At 55.9% G+C, this 17,683-nt stretch carries 16 protein-coding genes; 4 read left to right on the top strand and 12 right to left on the bottom strand.

Translation table 11 applies throughout. The features are described 5' to 3' along the window. Positions 1-63 precede the first annotated feature (63 nt). Entirely contained in the window at positions 64-1,464 is a 1,401-nt protein-coding gene (gene gltX / locus E1297_RS37050) for a glutamate--tRNA ligase (protein ID WP_155147095.1), read from the bottom strand. A gap of 79 nt (positions 1,465-1,543) precedes the next feature. On the opposite strand from gltX, the gene E1297_RS37045 reads away from it, so the two are divergent. Next, positions 1,544-3,577: a ComEC/Rec2 family competence protein gene (locus tag E1297_RS37045; protein WP_155147093.1), complete on the top strand. Its 2,034-nt coding sequence runs from the start codon at positions 1,544-1,546 to the stop codon at positions 3,575-3,577. A 2-nt stretch (positions 3,578-3,579) separates the two neighbouring features. Here E1297_RS37045 and lexA read toward each other — a convergent pair whose 3' ends face one another. The 6 genes from lexA to E1297_RS37015 all read right to left on the bottom strand — a co-directional run bounded on the left by lexA (position 3,580) and on the right by E1297_RS37015 (position 8,406). After that, positions 3,580-4,278 carry a transcriptional repressor LexA gene (gene lexA / locus E1297_RS37040; RefSeq protein WP_155147090.1) on the bottom strand — a complete coding sequence of 233 codons (699 nt, stop codon included), beginning with the start codon at positions 4,276-4,278 and terminating at the stop codon, positions 3,580-3,582. Positions 4,279-4,357: 79 nt separating this feature from the next. Next, positions 4,358-5,530, bottom strand: a complete 1,173-nt coding sequence (glp, locus tag E1297_RS37035; protein ID WP_155147088.1) for a gephyrin-like molybdotransferase Glp — start codon at positions 5,528-5,530, stop codon at positions 4,358-4,360. Further along, on the bottom strand, positions 5,527-6,000 hold the full coding sequence (gene moaC, locus E1297_RS37030) for a cyclic pyranopterin monophosphate synthase MoaC (RefSeq protein ID WP_155147086.1): 474 nt from the start codon (positions 5,998-6,000) through the stop codon (positions 5,527-5,529). Before moaC ends, glp begins: the two co-directional genes overlap by 4 nt. Further along, the gene (gene trpC / locus E1297_RS37025; protein WP_155147084.1) at positions 6,000-6,812 is read right to left on the bottom strand and encodes an indole-3-glycerol phosphate synthase TrpC; all 813 of its coding nucleotides are present in this window, start codon (positions 6,810-6,812) and stop codon (positions 6,000-6,002) included. Before trpC ends, moaC begins: the two co-directional genes overlap by 1 nt. After that, positions 6,809-7,828, bottom strand: a complete 1,020-nt coding sequence (trpD, locus tag E1297_RS37020; protein ID WP_155147082.1) for an anthranilate phosphoribosyltransferase — start codon at positions 7,826-7,828, stop codon at positions 6,809-6,811. Before trpD ends, trpC begins: the two co-directional genes overlap by 4 nt. Next, positions 7,825-8,406 (bottom strand): aminodeoxychorismate/anthranilate synthase component II, encoded by a 582-nt coding sequence (locus tag E1297_RS37015; RefSeq protein ID WP_155147081.1) that lies wholly within the window; start codon positions 8,404-8,406, stop codon positions 7,825-7,827. Before E1297_RS37015 ends, trpD begins: the two co-directional genes overlap by 4 nt. 198 nt (positions 8,407-8,604) lie before the next feature. Here E1297_RS37015 and E1297_RS37010 point away from each other — a divergent pair, with 198 nt between their 5' ends. Then, a complete protein-coding gene (locus tag E1297_RS37010; RefSeq protein ID WP_155147079.1) occupies positions 8,605-10,095 on the top strand; it encodes a divergent polysaccharide deacetylase family protein in 1,491 nt (496 codons plus the stop codon). Between the two features lie 58 nt (positions 10,096-10,153). Here E1297_RS37010 and trpE read toward each other — a convergent pair whose 3' ends face one another. The 5 genes from trpE to fabI all read right to left on the bottom strand — a co-directional run bounded on the left by trpE (position 10,154) and on the right by fabI (position 16,170). Beyond that, the gene (gene trpE, locus E1297_RS37005) at positions 10,154-11,665 is read right to left on the bottom strand and encodes an anthranilate synthase component I (RefSeq protein WP_155147077.1); all 1,512 of its coding nucleotides are present in this window, start codon (positions 11,663-11,665) and stop codon (positions 10,154-10,156) included. Positions 11,666-11,676: 11 nt separating this feature from the next. Then, positions 11,677-13,506, bottom strand: a complete 1,830-nt coding sequence (locus tag E1297_RS37000) for a peptidyl-prolyl cis-trans isomerase (RefSeq protein WP_209016227.1) — start codon at positions 13,504-13,506, stop codon at positions 11,677-11,679. A 93-nt stretch (positions 13,507-13,599) separates the two neighbouring features. Beyond that, entirely contained in the window at positions 13,600-14,775 is a 1,176-nt protein-coding gene (locus tag E1297_RS36995; protein WP_155147073.1) for an aminotransferase, read from the bottom strand. Positions 14,776-14,847: 72 nt separating this feature from the next. Beyond that, the gene (gpt, locus tag E1297_RS36990; protein ID WP_155147071.1) at positions 14,848-15,357 is read right to left on the bottom strand and encodes a xanthine phosphoribosyltransferase; all 510 of its coding nucleotides are present in this window, start codon (positions 15,355-15,357) and stop codon (positions 14,848-14,850) included. 6 nt (positions 15,358-15,363) lie between these two features. Then, a complete protein-coding gene (gene fabI, locus E1297_RS36985; protein ID WP_155147241.1) occupies positions 15,364-16,170 on the bottom strand; it encodes an enoyl-ACP reductase FabI in 807 nt (268 codons plus the stop codon). A 136-nt stretch (positions 16,171-16,306) separates the two neighbouring features. Here fabI and pdxH point away from each other — a divergent pair, with 136 nt between their 5' ends. Both pdxH and E1297_RS36975 read left to right on the top strand, forming a co-directional pair. Next, entirely contained in the window at positions 16,307-16,912 is a 606-nt protein-coding gene (gene pdxH / locus E1297_RS36980) for a pyridoxamine 5'-phosphate oxidase (RefSeq protein ID WP_155147069.1), read from the top strand. A 142-nt stretch (positions 16,913-17,054) separates the two neighbouring features. Then, positions 17,055-17,561, top strand: a complete 507-nt coding sequence (locus E1297_RS36975) for a cold-shock protein (protein WP_155147068.1) — start codon at positions 17,055-17,057, stop codon at positions 17,559-17,561. Positions 17,562-17,683 lie beyond the last annotated feature (122 nt).

Raw genomic sequence — 17,683 nt, 5'->3', positions numbered from 1 at the left:
CTGCGCGCGGGCGCGCAGTCCGGGTGTTAGCGGAGCAGCGTTACCCGAATGTGAAGACCAGGTTTATGTCGCTGCATCAGAAAGTCGCGCCAGGCTTTCTTCACGTCCCAGCACGAGCATCATGTCAAATACCGAAGGTGTTACTGCCCGGCCTGCCAATGCCGCCCGAAGGGGGCCTGCTAACTTGCCGAACTTTAGCCCTTTCGCTTCTGCAAACGAATTCAGGGCTTCCTCCAGTTCGCTTCGCGTCCAGCTAACATTTTGCAGCTGCGGCGTCAATTCCTTCAGTATACCATCGGATACAGAGTCGAGCGCCTTTTTCGCTTTTTCATCCGGATCAATTGGCCGAGATGTCAGCACAAAATGCGCTTTTTCAAGCAGTTCTGGAAAAGTTCGGGCGCGATCCTTGAGGCAATACATCGCACGCACCAGATCACCAGATTGTGTTTCAGTCAAAGCAGGAAGATCAGCTGCCGCCAGATAGCCAGCAATTTCTTTCCGCAATGCAGCATCGTTTGAGATGGCAATGTGTTGTCCACACAGGTTTTCCAGCTTTTTCAAATCGAAACGGGCAGGGCTCTTGCCGATTCCATCCAGATCAAACCACTCTCTGGCCTGCTCATCCGTGAAGAACTCGTCGTCTCCGTGGCTCCAGCCCAAACGCGCCAGATAATTGCGCATGCCAGCGGCCGGATACCCCATAGCCTGATATTCCTGCGCACCCAAAGCACCGTGGCGCTTGCTCAGTTTTTTGCCATCAGGCCCATGAATCAGCGGAATATGGGCCCAGATTGGGACATCCCAACCCATCGCCTCATAGATCATCATCTGACGCGCAGCGTTGTTTAGGTGATCATCACCACGAATGACGTGAGTAACACCCATGTCGTGATCGTCCACCACTACGGCCAGCATGTAGACGGGCGTGCCGTCCGAACGCAGCAGAACCATATCATCCAGCTGATCGTTGCGGATCGTAACGTCGCCTTGGACCTGATCACGAATTACGGTCGAGCCTTCTTTTGGCGCCTTTATCCGAACGACAAATGGCAGGTCGGGGTGGCTGGCGGGGTCCGCATCACGCCATGGGCTTTGGAACAAGGTCGACTTACCTTCTTCCCGAGCCTGCTCCCGAAACGCAGAAATCTCGTCCTGAGTGGAGAAGCACTTGTAGGCTTTGCCTTCAGCCAGCAGTTGATGGGCAACTTCCGCATGACGGTCAGCGCCTTCGAACTGACTGATCACTTCGCCATCATGATCCAAACCCAGCCATTCCATACCCTGCAGGATCGCCGCTGTGGCTTCTGGGGTTGAACGTTCACGATCCGTGTCTTCGATACGCAACAGGAACTTACCGCCGCGGCCACGTGCATAAAGCCAATTAAACAGCGCGGTACGTGCGCCACCGATGTGCAGAAAGCCAGTGGGTGAAGGGGCAAAACGGGTGACGACCTGATCGGACATAGTGTTGATTAACCTTTTGGTAACCGTGTCGGGCATAGTGTTGGCGCCTGTCTAACGAGCCCGAAGGACGGGGGCAACCATGCGTGTTCTGGCACGGATTGAGGTCGCGTTGCTGAACCAGCGCGGACATCTGTTTCCCTGGTCTCCGGTCTGTCTGGCAATTGGCATCGGACTGTATTTCGGCCTCACATTCGAGCCGGACCAGCAGTTCTACTACGGCGTTGCGGCCTCTGGTTTGTTCGCGATCTGGGCTTGCCGCCGTTTGCCTGTTGCCTGGGCTCCGTTGGCAATTGGGGGGGCGCTTGTCGCTGCTGGTTTCTTACTGGCCGGTACACGTGCCCATATGGTCGCAGAGCCGGTCTTGCAATGGCGCTACTACGGTCCTGTTGAGGGGAGGATCGTTGCGCTGGACCGCTCTGCATCGGATGCGCTGCGAGTTACACTGGACGGTGTGCGGATCGGGGATGTGCCCAAAGACCGTCGTCCGCAGCGCATCCGGTTGTCCCTGCATGGTGGTTCCACATCGCTGGAGCCGGGGCAGAGAATTATGACGACGGCCTACCTGTCACCACCACAAGGGCCGGTGGAACCCGGTGGCTTTGATTTCCGTCGGCATGCATGGTTTCAGAAACTGGGTGCTGTTGGCTATACGCGTGTTCCGGTGCTGACCGTCGCACCTGCATCCATGGGTCAGCGCGGCGTTCAGATTACTGCATGGCGCATGGCAATTTCTCAGCGTGTTCGATCCATATTACCTGGCGAGGTGGGTGGTTTCGCGGCTGCGGTTACGACTGGGGATCGAAGTGGCATGGGGCAGAACACTCTGGGCGCTCTTAGAATGTCGAATCTTGCACACTTGCTCGCAATCTCTGGCCTACATATGGGGCTGCTGACGGGGTTTGTGTTTGTCGCGTGTCGAATTGGGTTTTCTGCAGTTCCGGTCTTGGCGTTACGGCTGCCGGTTCGAAAACTCGCAGCAGTTTGTGCGTTAATTGCCGCAACAATCTACTTGGTTCTATCTGGTGGTAACGTCGCAACAGAACGCGCTTATGTCATGGTCTCTGTCATGTTTGGCGCTGTGTTGATTGATCGCAGGGCGATTTCTTTGCGAGCCGTAGCGGTGGCCGCGATCATCGTCCTTTTTCTGCGTCCAGAATCTTTGTTAAGTCCCGGTTTTCAAATGTCATTTGCAGCCACTACAGCTTTGGTTGCGATATTCGGAGGGCTTCGCGATTTTGGTCGAATTCCCGGGCCGAAATGGCTTCGACCAGTAGGAGGCGTGCTGCTATCTTCTGCCATAGCCGGACTAGCCACCGCTCCGGTCGGGGCGGCACATTTCAATACAATGGCTCACTATGGACTGTTGGCCAACATGCTCGCGGTACCGGTCATGGGCACGATCGTTGTTCCTGCGGCCGTGGTCGCAGCGCTTCTGGCTCCATTTGGGCTCGAAGTGGTGGCTCTGTGGGTGATGGGGTTGGGCCTCAGATGGATTATCGTAGTTGCGGACTGGATATCAGGTCTGAGTGGTGCCCAGGGATTTGTGGTCAGCCCGCCAGACTACGTCCTGCCGGTTATAGCACTGGGGGCGCTATGGCTGATTTTGTGGCGCGGAAGCGCTCGATGGGTAGGCACTGTGCCCATCATCGGAGCTTTGCTGCTGTGGGGGCAGGGAAACCGGCCTGAAGTTTTGATCGCCGAGTCCGGTGGACTGGTGGGAGTAATGACAGAAACAGGACGCGCATTGAGCAAGCAACGAGGGAGTGGGTTTGTTGCGACGGTCTGGTTGGAAAATGATGGTGACAGAGCGGATCAGTCAAAGGCTGCCAGTCGTTGGCCATCCGGCATCGACAAGGTTCAGAGATATTTGCTGAACGACAAGGAGTTGGTTCACCTTACAGGTAAACGCGCAGCACAAGAGTTTAGCGAGTGCAGCAGTGATCAGATCGTTGTTTCGGCAGTACCCGTGTCACTGAACGGAGATTGCAAAATCTTCGACCCGGATTCGCTTTTGAAAACCGGAAGCCTTGCATTGTCACAGGGGGAAATACGCACAAGCGCTCAGGTAACCGGGCATCGGTTGTGGTCGCCCGTCCAAAGGGACGGGCACTAAATTCAATAGGTTCGGATCAGTCCAACCAAACGGCCTTGAACCTTAACCTTGTCTTCGGGAAGGACACGGGTTTCATACGCGGGATTTGCTGCTTCCAGCGCGATGGCGTGTCCACGTCGGAAGAACCTTTTTAGTGTTGCCTCCTGATCCTCGACCAAGGCCACAACGATGTCGCCATTGTCAGCAACGGTTGTCTCCCGGATCACAACGACATCGCCATCGTTAATACCAGCGTCGATCATCGAATCTCCGCGAACTTCGAGCGCATAGTGATCGCCCTGACCGGACACCATCGACCCCGGAACCGCTACGCGATGCGAAACGTGGGTGATGGCTTCGATGGGGACACCGGCTGCGATCCGACCCATTACCGGTAATTCCATCGCATCGACAGTCACCGGTTCAAAATTGGCAGGGCGAGGCCCGGTAGGTCGATCACCTTCGATGACGCGAGGTTTGAAGCCAGCTGTTGGTTCGCCTCCCAGACTTTCGGGAAGCTTGACGATTTCAATCGCCCTGGCGCGGTGGGCGAGACGTCGGATAAAGCCGCGTTCTTCAAGCGCAGTAATCAAACGGTGAATCCCGGATTTTGATCTCAGGTCCAACGCGATCTTCATTTCATCAAAGCTGGGCGGAACACCGTCCGCCTGAACGCGTTTGTGGATGAATTCCAGCAAATCCAACTGTTTCTTGGTTAGCATTGCTCACACCTCGTCGCTCATGCGTTTTCTTTTGTTCTACGCATGTTCACGTTTTGTGTCAACGGATTTGCCGTTTGGATCAGATTGGAAGGTACAAAACCTCTTCACCCGTGTGTCGTTCGGGGTCGTTTGGTTCTCGTACCAACAGAGCGTTTGCTTGCGCTAGAACGCTGAGCAGAGAACTGTCCTGATCGGGGCAAGCTCGGATACCGTTTTCATCAACGATTGCCCGCATATAGTGCTCGCGTGGGCCGTTTTTACCGATAGGCTCGCCAAGTTCGGCCCGACGAAATGCTGGGAGACCATGTTCCAAACCCAACATTCGTCTGACTAACGGCACCAGAAATAAATATCCGCAAACCATTGCGCTGACCGGATTTCCGGGCAGGCCGACCATGGCTGCATCCCCGAAACGTCCCGCCATCAAGGGTTTTCCCGGGCGCATCCTGATTTTGTAGAAAGAACGCTCCATCCCCAATGCCTGTGATACATCAGACACAAGGTCGTAATCCCCGACCGACGCACCACCAATCGTTACAATAAGATCGGCGCCAGCAGCCATTCCGAACGCGATTTCAAGCGACGATGTTGTGTCTTTTGCGATGGGCAGAATGCGAACATGCGCACCCGCTTCTTCCAATAAGGCTTTGAGACCGAAGGTGTTCGAGGCGATGATCTGATCGGGCCCGGGTGCCTCGCCGGGCATTACCAGTTCATCACCCGTTGAGATCAGGGCAATCTGCGGTTTCTGCGCAACGGGAACTGTCGCGATGTTCATAGCCGCCAGCAGCGCAAGGTCTTCTGGCCGCAATCGGCGCGGGGCAGTGATGATCGTGCCTTTGGTAAAATCCACACCCGCAGGGCGAATGTTGGTTTTTGTACCTGGATCATCGGTTATAGTGATCAAATCACCGCGACGATCGACATCTTCCTGAATTACAATAAAATCTGCGCCTTCCGGAACCGGTGCACCAGTAAAGATGCGAACAGCCTGGCCGGGGCCAACTGGCTTATCAAACCGTTTTCCTGCAACTGCCTCGCCGACGACTTTGAACATGGCATGTAGTTCAACTTCGGCTGCTTTTACAGCATATCCATCCATCGAAGACGCAGCGAATGGAGGCTGGTCTCGCGTGGCAACAACATCTTGCGCCAAAATGCGACCAGAAGCTTCGGCAAGCGGAACCGTTTCGGCCGGTAGTGCAGAAACAAGTTCAAAAAGAAGGGTGCGCGCTTCTTCTACTGTAATCATTCCGCTTCGTAACGTCCTGACTTTCCGCCATCTTTCAAGATTACTCGGATGGCGCCGATTTCCATCGCTTTGTCGACGGCCTTGGTCATGTCGTAAACGGTGAGCGCTGCGGTCGATACGGCGGTCAAGGCTTCCATTTCAACACCGGTTTGTCCCGAAGTTTTTACCGTCGCTTCGATAAGAACGCCGGGAAGATCGGGATCCAAAGTCAACTCGACGGCAACCTTGGTTACAGGCAGCGGATGACACAAAGGAATCAGGTCGGGCGTTTTCTTTGCACCCATGATCCCTGCGAGACGTGCAATTCCGAGAACATCGCCCTTTTTAGCACGGCCTTCTGAAATGATATCAAAGGTTTCTCGTGCCATTTTAATGTGACCGGCAGCCACTGCGACACGATCCGTTACCTCTTTGTCAGAGACATCGACCATGTGGGCCTGACCTTTGGCATCGAAATGCGTCAGCGGCATCACATTACTCCGGGGATAAGCGGGTTCGCGAGCAGTTCATGGGTGGCGGCAGCAACATCATCCTGACGCATGAGGCTTTCACCAATCAAAAAGCACCGGGCGCCATAGCGGGCAATATCGGCCAGATCAGCAGGAGTGCTGAGACCACTCTCACACACGATTGTACGATCGCCCGGAACCAGTTTGGACAGCCGGCGCGTCGTATCAAGAGTTGTCTCGAACGTCTTGAGATTGCGGTTGTTTATGCCAATCAAAGGGCTTTTGAGCTCAGCGGCACGCGCAAGTTCGTCCTCATCATGGACTTCGATCAGAACATCCATGCCCCAATCAAGCGCCGTTTGCTCCAGTTCTGCAGCCAGATTATCTTCAACCGACGCCATGATGATGAGGATACAGTCAGCGCCCAGGGCACGTGCCTCGACCACCTGATAAGGATCATACATGAAGTCTTTTCGCAGCGCCGGCAGAGAGCAGGCATCGCGAGCGGCAGTCAGATACTCTTTTGCCCCCTGAAAGCTGGGCGTATCCGTCAGGACAGACAGACAAGTAGCGCCGCCGTCCTCATAGGCTTTTGCCAGGGCTGGCGGATCAAAATCCGCGCGGATCAGACCCTTGGAAGGGCTAGCCTTTTTTACTTCGGCAATCAGGCCATAGCCTTGCCGCGTCGCACCTTGAAGGGCCTTTGCAAACCCGCGAACCTCGGATGCTTCGCGTGCGGCGGCTTCCATTTCTTCCAAGGGCTTACGGGCTTTGTCTGCCGCGACTTCCTCGAGTTTGTAGGCCTTGATTTTATCCAGAACAGTCTCGGTCATGCGGCTTCCTGTGTAATGCGGGCAAGTGCAGCGATCTTATCTTTAGCTTTGCCGCTGTCGATACTTTCAGCAGCTTTTTCAACACCTTCACGAAGGTCTTGTGCGGCATCAGCAACCACCAGAGCAGCAGCCGAGTTCAGCAACACCGCGTCCCGGTAGGCCGATGGTGCGCCGTCGAGCAAGGCCCGGAATGCCATCGCGTTCTCTTCGGGAGTTCCACCAACGATGTCTTCAAAGGGATGTACGGGCAGGCCTGCATCCTCCGGATGCAATTCGACCTCTCTCACACCACCATCTTCCAGTGCAGCAACCCAGCTAACGCCGGTAATTGTCAGTTCATCGGTTCCGTCCGAACCATGCACCAGCCATGCGTGCTCAGCTCCCAATAAGCCGAGTGTTTCGGCCATCGGTCTGATCAGATCCCTGCTAAATGCTCCGGTCAACTGGCGTCTGACACCTGCCGGGTTGGTCAGCGGCCCGAGAATGTTGAAAATCGTGCGTGTTCCCAACTCTTGCCGGGTTGGCATGACGTGGGCAATGGCGGGATGATGCATAGGGGCCATCATGAAACCGATGCCAGCCTGTCTGAGTGCAGTTTCAACGATTTCCGGGCCAACCATCACATTAATGCCCAGTTGGCCAAGTGCGTCCGCAGCGCCTGACTTCGAGCTGAGATTGCGGTTGCCATGTTTGGCGACTGTCACTCCGGCACCGGCCACGACAAACGCCGTCGCGGTCGAGATATTCAATGTCCCTTTGCCGTCGCCGCCAGTTCCGACGATATCGATCGCTCCGGCAGGTGCTTCGACTTTATTGCATTTGTCGCGCATAACTGCTGCGGCGGCCGCGTATTCTTCGACCGTCTCGCCGCGCGTCCGCATTGCCATCAGCAGGCCGCCAATCTGACTGGGGGTTGCCTCACCCTCGAAGAGGATCGAAAAGGCCTGTTCTGCCTCGGCACGGGTCAGGGGCCGATCGGCAGCTGCTCCGATCAGCGGTTTCAGCGCGTCGCTCATGCGGGGACTTTCATTTCGTTTAGGAAGTTCTTGAGCAGGGCGTGGCCATGCTCGGATGCGATGGATTCCGGGTGGAACTGGACGCCATGGATCGGCAGTTCTTTGTGTTGAAGGCCCATGATGGTGCCGTCTTCGAGCTCAGCTGTGATCTCAAGGCAATCTGGCAGCGTTTCACGTTCAACCACCAAAGAGTGATAGCGAGTCGCTTCGAAGGGCGAGGGCAGGCCAGCAAACACACCTTTGCCAGTGTGATGCATCATACCCATTTTGCCATGCACGATCTCATGGCAACGAACGACATTGCCACCAAAGCTTTGACCGATGGTCTGATGCCCAAGGCATACACCTAACAGTGGTGTTTTGGTCTCTGCCGCCGCTTCGGTCAGGGCCAGACAGATGCCAGCCTGATCTGGGTCACAAGGGCCGGGGCTCAGCAGTATCCCTGCCGGGTTCATTGCCATGGCTTCCTGAACATCCAGCGCATCGTTGCGGCGCACGACCATTTCAGCGCCCAGCTCGCCCAGATAGTGAACCAGATTGTAGGTAAACGAGTCGTAGTTGTCGATCAGCAGCAGCATTTGGGCACTTATCTCAGCTTTGGCATTTCGGGCTGGCGATACAGCCCTCGGCCACGGTATAATGTCGGGACATACATGCTCAGGCTTGCGCGGCAGCGTCAAGGGTACATCCCTATCTTGATCTATCGTGTGGGTGAGCACCGCATCAGACGGTGCACAGGCTGTCGAGGCAGGCAGAAAGGCGAGAGGCGAAATAAGATGGGCGGATTTATCGGTGGAATGATCGCCGGGGCGGTCGTTGTTTTGATCTTGGGTGCGGTGCTTTCGTTGAATACACCGCTGACAAGCAAGCCTGTTTTGGTGACCTCGGCCCCGTCGGTCGATGCGATCGATGCCCCTGAGGTCGAAGCCGAGGTTGATGGTTCAGGTCCTGATTCTGATCTTGTTGAAGTCGCACCCAGTGCGCTCGCGGCGATAGATACCCCGTCTGATGATTTGGTCGATCTGGACGGTATAGAACCCGAAGCTGATTCCCGGCCTGAAATAGGCGGTGCCACGCAGGGATTGGAAAATCCTGGCACCAACGAGGCGACTGAGGTGACCGTGAGCACGGAAGCGCCAACCGCGCCCCCAGCGCCAGCACCAGTTCCTGCTTCGCCTCAGGAAGATGTGGAGCCTGTCGTTGTGGATGCAACGCCGCCTCAGCCTTCGCAGCCGAAAGAAGAAGAAATCGCTTTGCTGGTACCCGAGGACAGCGAAGCGCCTGAGCAAGAAACACCCGAGCAAACCGAGTTGCCTAGGGAAGAGGTCGAACCTGAACCCGAAACCACTTCGCTGCCGTCCGAAGAGGGTACTGATGAGGAAATTTCGCTCGAGGACAATCCAATTGCGGTAGAAGGTGACGAAGACACTCTGCCGCGTAAGCGTGCGCGGATTGCGTCGTTGCCACAGATCGGCGGTGAAGAACCTGCAGCAGCAGCAACACTAGTGGGCAAGCGGGTCCTGCCATTGACAGAGCGGGATGCTGAGCCGACAGAGACGGACGAAAATTCTGACGACCCTGCAGCGATGACCGGAAAGCCGATCGAGGACTACGCCGCAGATTTCGAAAACCCTGAATCCAAGCCGTTGATGTCGATTATTCTGATCGACGACGAAGGCGCGTTCGGGGCTGAAGCCCTTAAGGATTTCCCATATCCGCTTAGCTTCGCCGTAAGCCCGTCCGACCCTGATGCAGCTGGCAAGATGGCACGCCACCGCGAAGCGGGTTTCGAAGTGCTTGCGCTGGCGGATTTGCCAGAGGCGGCCAGTGCTCAGGATGCTGAGGTCTCGTTGTCAGTATGGCTGGAAACGCTTCCAGAGACCGTTGGAATTTTGGAAGGCGTTGAATCAGGTATTCAGGGCAACCGCAAATTGGCTGACCAGGTCGCCGAGATCGCCGGGGGAACCGGGCGCGGGATTATCACTCAGGATAATGGGTTGAATACCGTGCAGAAGCTGGCAGCTCGGAACGGTGTCCCGTCGAGTGTTGTTTTTCGTGACTTTGACGGTGCGCGCCAAGATCCGAAAGTGATGCGGCGTTTCCTGGATCAGGCGGCTTTCCGTGCGGGTCAGGACGGTGCGGTTGTGATGCTGGGTCGGTTGCGGCCTGAAACGATTTCAGCCCTTCTGCTATGGGGCCTCGAGGATCGGGGCAACCGCGTCGCGATGGCACCGATTTCAGCTGTTATGAAGTATGAAGTTCAATAGGGTTTAAGCAAACCCATCGAACAAAGGGCGGCGGTCTTTCGACTTGCCGCCCTATTTCTTAGGAGTTTCCTGAGCCGGTAAACCTTGCCGCATCCGCAGCTGCGCGTCGGATGGCATTCGATTTATGGACAGTCTCCATATACTCGGCCTCCGGGTCGCTGTCGTAGACAACACCACCGCCCGCTTGAATGTAAAGCTTACGATCTTTCACGATGGCAGTGCGTAGCGCGATACACATATCCATGTCGCCACCCGCGCTGAAGTACCCGACACCTCCGCCATAGACACCGCGCTTTTCAGGTTCCAGCTCGTCGATGATCTCCATCGCACGGACCTTGGGCGCGCCTGAGACAGTACCGGCAGGCATACCAGCAAAGAACGCATCCAGCGCGTCTTTGTCTTCGGCAAGTTCACCGACGACGTTCGAAACGATATGCATCACGTGGCTGTAGCGCTCGATGATGAACTCTTCGGTCGGGCGCACGGTGCCGATTTTGGAGACCCGCCCGGTATCGTTGCGGCCAAGATCGAGTAGCATCAAATGCTCGGCGAGTTCTTTCTTGTCGGCCAGAAGATCGACTTCATTTGCCTTGTCTTCTTCCGGGGTCGCACCGCGTGGCCGGGTGCCCGCGATTGGTCGGATTGTGACCTCGCTGCCAAAGACGCGCACCAGAATCTCGGGGCTTGCGCCCACGACCTGAAATCCGCCGAAGTTGAAATAGAACATGAACGGCGACGGGTTCGTACGTCGAAGCGAGCGATAGAGCGTGAAGGGGGGCAGGGGAAACTCCTGCGTCCAGCGCTGCGCCGGGACGACTTGAAAGATATCGCCAGCCCGGATGTACTCCTTGGCCTTTTCGACAGCTTCCATGTATCCGGATTTGGTGAAGTTCGACACCGGCGGTGCAACTTCATGGGCTTCACCCAGATCACGGGTCTCGGCTGGCATGGCGCGTTCAAGATCGCGCACGGCGTCCATTACGCGTTCTGCGGCCTGTGCATAAGCCGCCTTGGCAGTCTGTCCGTCACTGACCCAAGCGGGGGACACAACAGTGACTTCGCCTTTAACACCATCCAGGACTGCGATGACCGAAGGGCGCAGCATGATTGCATCGGGCAGGCCCATGGGATCCGGGTTCACATCCGGCAGATACTCGACCAGCCGAACCATGTCGTAACCCAAATAGCCAAACAAACCTGCCGCCGCTTGCGGCAGATCGTCGGGCAGGGTAATGCGGCTTTCGGCTAACAGGGCGCGCAGGTTGTCCATCGGGTTGCCGTCTTGCGGCTCGAATGCTTCGCCGTCAAATCGGGCAGACCGGTTCAGCGAAGACGATTCCCCGTCGCACCGCCAGATCAGGTCCGGTTTCATCCCGATGATCGAGTACCGGCCGCGTACCTCACCACCAGTCACCGATTCCAGCATGAACGCGTCTTTCTGCGCGCCCGTCAGCTTGAGCATCAATGAGACCGGTGTATCGAGGTCCGCCGCTAGCTGGGTATAAACAACCTGATTTTCGCCCGCTTCATAGGCGTGTGCGAAAGTGTCGAACTCAGGGGTCAGGGCCATTCCGCTCTCTCTTAGAAGTTGGCCTGAACGGCATTCAGGGCAGGCTGATCCACGACAGGCCGTGCGCGGGTCTGAGCGTCGCGCACATAGATGTCAAAGATGTTCTGGGCCAATGCTTGGTTCAGCTGCGCGGCAAGCGCTTGCTGCATCTGGCGTTGTTCATCCGTCTCCGCAGGGGGCAACTCTTCATCAAGACGAACGATCAGAGCCGAACCGATGCCCGGAATGACACGCAGTTCTCCCAGTTCCATCTCGAAAACCTCTGTCATGAAATCCGCAGGCACATCTTCAAGGAAGGCGGTGCGGGTAAGAGCGTTTTCAACACGGAATGGCAGACCAGTGGTGGTGAAATCACCATCTGTCGCCAGTTGGGTCATTACAGTGTTTGCCTGTTCTTGCAGGGCTTTAGCGATTTCTTCCTGTACCCAGGCTGCAATCACCCGATCACGCGCACTATCCAACGGCTCTGGGCGCGGTGGCAAAACCTCATTCAGGCGCAAGGCAAAGATTGAACCATCGTCGAGGAACGCAACCTCTGGAAAATCGCCTTCCTGCACGGCCTGAGCAACGCTACGGAAGCCTTCATAGGCTGCAACGCCGTCTTCGCTCTGGGCTGTCCAGTCGATTTCACCCAGTTCCATCTCGGTTTCGCTCACCAGCTCTTCGAGCGTCGCGCCGCCGGCCAACATGTCATTGATGTCTTCTGCCTGTGCTTCGATCAGACGTCGCGCGCGATCTGCAGCAAGCTCTTCGCGCAGCTCAGGTGCAGCTTCCTCGAACGGTACATTGTTTTCTGCCAGCGAGCCATTGATACGGAACAGAGCCGGACCAAACTGTGATGGCAACGGACCAACAACATCGTCGAGTTCAGCTGCAAATACGGCATCTGCAGCTTCGCCAAGATCTTCGCGGGTTACATCGCCAAGATCCACATCGCTCAGTTCAAGCTCACGCGCACGAACCAGTTGTTCGAAGCTGCTGCCACCAACTTCCAATTGCGCCAGGGCTTCAGTCGCCGCTTCTTCGCTGGGAAACACAAGTTGTTCTACCAAGCGGCGTTCTGGTTGTTGATATTGCTCGGCGCGTTGGTCGTACAAACGACGCAGCGAGTCTTCATCGATCTCAACGGTATCCAGCAGCATTTCCGGCGACAGGATCGCATAAGTCAGGCGCTTGGTGCGGGGCAGGGTGAAGAAATCGGTGTTTTCGTCGTAGTAAGTTTGGATCTGTTCGTCAGTCGGCGCTGCGACAGGTGTTTCAAGCGCATCACTTGCGAGCGTGGCGACCGTGAAGCTGCGACGGGCCAGAACATAGTTTGCAAGAGTTTCGGTCAGTGTCGCGGGCATTTCGACGCCGCTCATTACCGCGCCCTGTACGATGGTGCGCGCAGATTCTTTACGCAGATCAGCCTCGAACTGGGAATCCGTGATCCCGGCCTGTTCCAGCTGGAAACGATAAGCTTCGCGATCAAATGTACCGTTCACGCCCTGGAATGCAGGAATCTGTACGATTTCATTTTGAAGATTTTCATCACCAATTGAGATGCCGAGCTCTTGGGTTTCATTGTCCAGCGCGGCCAGCGCAATCAGGCGTGACAGAGCCCTCTGATCAAGCCCCAATTGCTGCGCTTGAGACATCTGCAGCGGTTGGCCGGTCTGAGCCTCGACCGCTCGGATCTCACGCTGCAACTCAAGTACATATTCCTGAACTGAAACGTCCTCGTTGCCTACCTGCGCAACCGAACGTGCGGTTCCGCTGAGATTGACGGCACCAAATCCGGCGAGTCCCACCATCAAAAGACCCATGAGAATCCAGACAAAGGTTTTGGATAGGTTTTTCATGCCTGCGGCCATGGTGCCCTCTTGCTTCTTGCGGCAGGTATCTGCCCTGTCGGTTGCGGCCCTGAATACGATGCGCGTGCGCGAGGGGCAAGCTCAGAAGGTCAATGCCTGCAAGCGGTCGAACAATTGTTCGATGCCTCGACGATCGAGATTGGCAAACGCGATGCGAACTTGTCGCTTTCCGGCAGGATCATGGTCCGGCATGAACATCGTTCCGGGAAGGAGCAAAATGCCTGCCTCTGACACCAAACGACGAGCGACTTCATCTGACGGCATGGCAAACGGGTGTTCTAGATAGGCAAAATATGCGCCTAACCCCAATAAGCGCCAGCCCTTGGATTCGAGACGCGGCATGCCCTCAGAAATTGCTGCGCGACGATCAAGGATCTCTGCCCGTTCGCCTGCCAGCCATTGGGTCAGGTTCTGCATCCCCCAGTGCGCTGCAAACTGTCCGATTTGCCCGGGGCAAATTGCGACGGTATCCAGAAACTTCTCCATTTCAGCCAACAACGAAACGCTGCTGGCCACTGCGCCAACACGGTGGCCTGTCAGGCGATATGCTTTAGAGAAAGAATACAGATGAACCAGAGTGTCTTCCCAACCGGGCTGTTGGAACAATGCGTGCGGAGGACCATTGCGACTATCGAAGTCGCGATATGTCTCATCGACCAGTAGACGAATGCCTGCCTCGCGTGCCAGGTCATAGAAAGCCAGCACAAGCTCGGCGGGATACTCGACGCCACCGGGATTGTTTGGAGTAACAAGCGCAATTGCGCGCGTTTTGTCTGTTATCAGCGAGCGGGCTTTGTCGGGGTCTGGTAACAGATCGTCACCCGTTGGAAGATCAACGGCACGCACACCCGCCATATCCAGCCACATCTTATGGTTAAAATACCATGGGGTTGGCAGGATAACCTCATCTTCCTGATCCGTTATCGCCGAGATTACGGCCGAGAAGGCCTGATTGCAGCCAGAAGTGATCGCAACCTGATCAGCTGTGATTGCAGCAGCATAATGCTCACTAATTTCACGTGCGAGTTCAGACCTAAGGTCATCATTGCCGAGAACAGGCCCATACAGGTGGGCGCTGTCTTCGTTAATCGCGAATTCTGCCATGGCCTGACGCAATACCAATGGTGGCGGGTCTACCGGCGCTGCCTGGCTGACGTTGATCAATGGCCGATCAGCAGTGAACTCAACCCCTTCCAGCCACCGGCGCGCCTCCATCACCGGTGGAGCGAAAGTGGAGGCGGTACGTGTCAGTGTCATCGGTTATCCGATTCTGATTGCGAGGAACTCCCCGCGGTCTGATTGAGGCAAAGGATGGTCTTTAGTCGCGATTCAGTCCGTACCGCGATAGGGTTCGACATATTGCAGCGCCATATCCCATGGGAAGAAAATCCAGGTGTCCTGACTCACTTCGGTAATGAAGGTATCTACCATCGGGCGCCCTTTGGGCTTGGCATAGACCGTAGCGAAGTGAGCGTTGGGATACATATCCCGCACCAGTTCCAGGGTTTTACCGCTGTCGACCAGATCATCGATGATCAGAACGCCTGTGCCATCGCCCATCAGATCAGCATCGGGGGCTTTGAGAACTTCGGCCTCGCCCTGTTCCTGATGATGATAAGAGCGAACGCTGATGGTATCGACGGTTCGGATATCCAGTTCTCGGCTTACGATCATGGCGGGAGCCATCCCGCCACGCGTGATCGCCACGACGGCTCGCCATGCGCCGTCATCCGGACCCTGTCCATCCAGACGCCAAGCCAAAGCGCGGGAATCACGATGAATCTGATCCCAGCTGATGTGAAAGCCTTTTTCGTGGGGCAGGCGGTCCTTGGCGCTCATGATCTGTTATCCTTTTTCAACGTCCGGCGCATCGACGGCCTTCATACCGACGATATGGTAACCCGAATCCACGTGCAGGTTTTCACCGGTTACACCGCTGCTCAGGTCAGACAACAGGTAGAGTGCTGAATTCCCGACATCATCGATGGTTACATTGCGGCGCAGCGGCGAGTTGTATTCGTTCCACTTCATGATGTAGCGGAAATCACCGATACCGCTGGCAGCCAGTGTTTTAATAGGGCCAGCCGAGATAGCGTTGACGCGGATGCCATCTTTGCCGAGGTCTTCGGCCAGATACTTTACCGATGCCTCAAGTGCGGCCTTGGCAACACCCATAACGTTGTAGTGCGGCATGACCTGCTCGGCACCGTAGTAGGTGAGGGTGATCGCGCTGCCACCTTCGGTCATCAACTTCTCGGCGCGTTGCATGACAGCTGTGAAAGAATAAACCGACACATCCATCGTCAGGTTGAAGTTCGCGCGCGACGTGTCCACGTAACGGCCACGAAGCTCATTTTTGTCGGAGAATCCGATGGCATGCACGACGAAGTCCAGCTTGCCCCACTTTTCAGACAAGGATGTAAACAGACCATCAATCGACGCTTCGTCGCTTACGTCGCAGGGGAGTACGATTTCACTGCCCAATTGTGCCGCCAAAGGGTCAACACGCTTCTTCAGAGCATCCCCCTGGTAAGAGAAGGCCAACTCGGCCCCGGCATCGGACAAGGCGCGGGCGATTCCCCATGCGATTGATTTGTCATTGGCCAGTCCCATGATGAGGCCGCGTTTGCCGGCCATCAACTGATTTGACATGTTCGGTTCTCCGCCTGTCTTCGCGATATGTTGAGTTGGTTTATGCCATTGATTGCGCTGCTTCAAGGCCGTGCACTCTTGCGCCGGAGCGGGTTCTCGCCGTAGGGTCGTTAACAATTCGTTCCAGGGGATGGAAATGAGTGAGCGTACTGGCATTTTCGCTGGCGCCGATCCGTTTGAAATAGCGGGGCGGTGGTTAGCCGAGGCCGAAGAGACAGAACCGAACGATCCGAATGCGATTGCGCTTGCAACCGTTGATTCTGATGGATTGCCGAATGCCCGGATGGTCCTTTTGAAAGAGATCGAAAAGGACGCATTCGTATTCTATACGAATTACGAAAGTGCAAAGGCCCGAGAACTGGACAGTGCAGGAAAGGCCGCGTTTGTCATGCACTGGAAATCGTTACGGCGACAAATCCGTGTTCGTGGTATCATTGCTAAAGAAGAAGGGCCGCAAGCCGATGAATATTATGCGTCCCGATCGCTGAAAAGCCGTCTGGGTGCATGGGCGTCGCAGCAGTCGCAGCCATTGTCGAGCAGGGCCGCTTTGATGGCTGAGGTTGCTAAGGTCACGGCAAAGCTGGGATCGAATCCTCCGCGTCCACCGTTCTGGGGCGGATACCGCTTGACCCCCGTGGAAATCGAGTTCTGGGCTGATGGTGCATTCCGGTTGCATGACCGGTTCCGTTGGTATCGTGAAATGCCCGGTCACGAATGGCGTGTGCAGAGGTTGAATCCATGACACTCACGTATCGTGAAATGCAACACCCGGAAATTTCAGGGCTTTTTCAGCTTGAATTTGCGGCTCAATATCATACACATCCGACCCTTAACGACTTGAGCTTTTTCGTGATGGGAAAACCGTGCCAGAAGATCTGAATAGCATGTACCGCGTCCGTGGACACGTTAAATGGTTCGATCCCGCAAAGGGATACGGATTTGTTGTGTCCGACGAAGGTGGGCCGGATATTCTGTTGCACGTGAATGTCTTGCGCAATTTCGGTCAGAGCTCTGTCGCTGACGGTGCGGGTATCGAAATCATGACACACCGCACCGATCGCGGCGTGCAGGCGGTCGAGGTTGTCAGTATTGATCCGCCGGAACGCACCGACTCGATGCTGTTGGCTGATTTTGCCGAGTTGGACCCGGCAGAGATATCCGACGCGCCGTTGGAGGCTGCTCGGGTAAAATGGTTCGACAAAGGCAAAGGCTTTGGTTTCGCGAACGTCTTTGGTCGTAGTGAAGACGTGTTTCTGCATATTGAAGTTCTACGCCGCTCGGGTCTGGCCGATCTGCAACCGGGTGAGGCATTAGCGATGCGCGTCATAAACGGCAAGCGAGGCCGGATGGCAGCTCAGGTACTGGCCTGGGAAGCAGCGTTGGACGACTGAGGCAGCCCATGAAGTTGTTTCCGGTACTTGCAGTTGTAACAATGCTCTGGTCCGGGAATGCACTTGCTGCCTGCCGAGCCGATAGTGTCGACCTCAAAAACGATCAGGCCCAGATTCGATTC

This window comes from Roseibium sp. RKSG952, from assembly GCF_009711355.1.
Note: the sequence above shows the minus strand (reverse complement) of the source record. Positions and strands in the feature narration are given on the sequence as shown.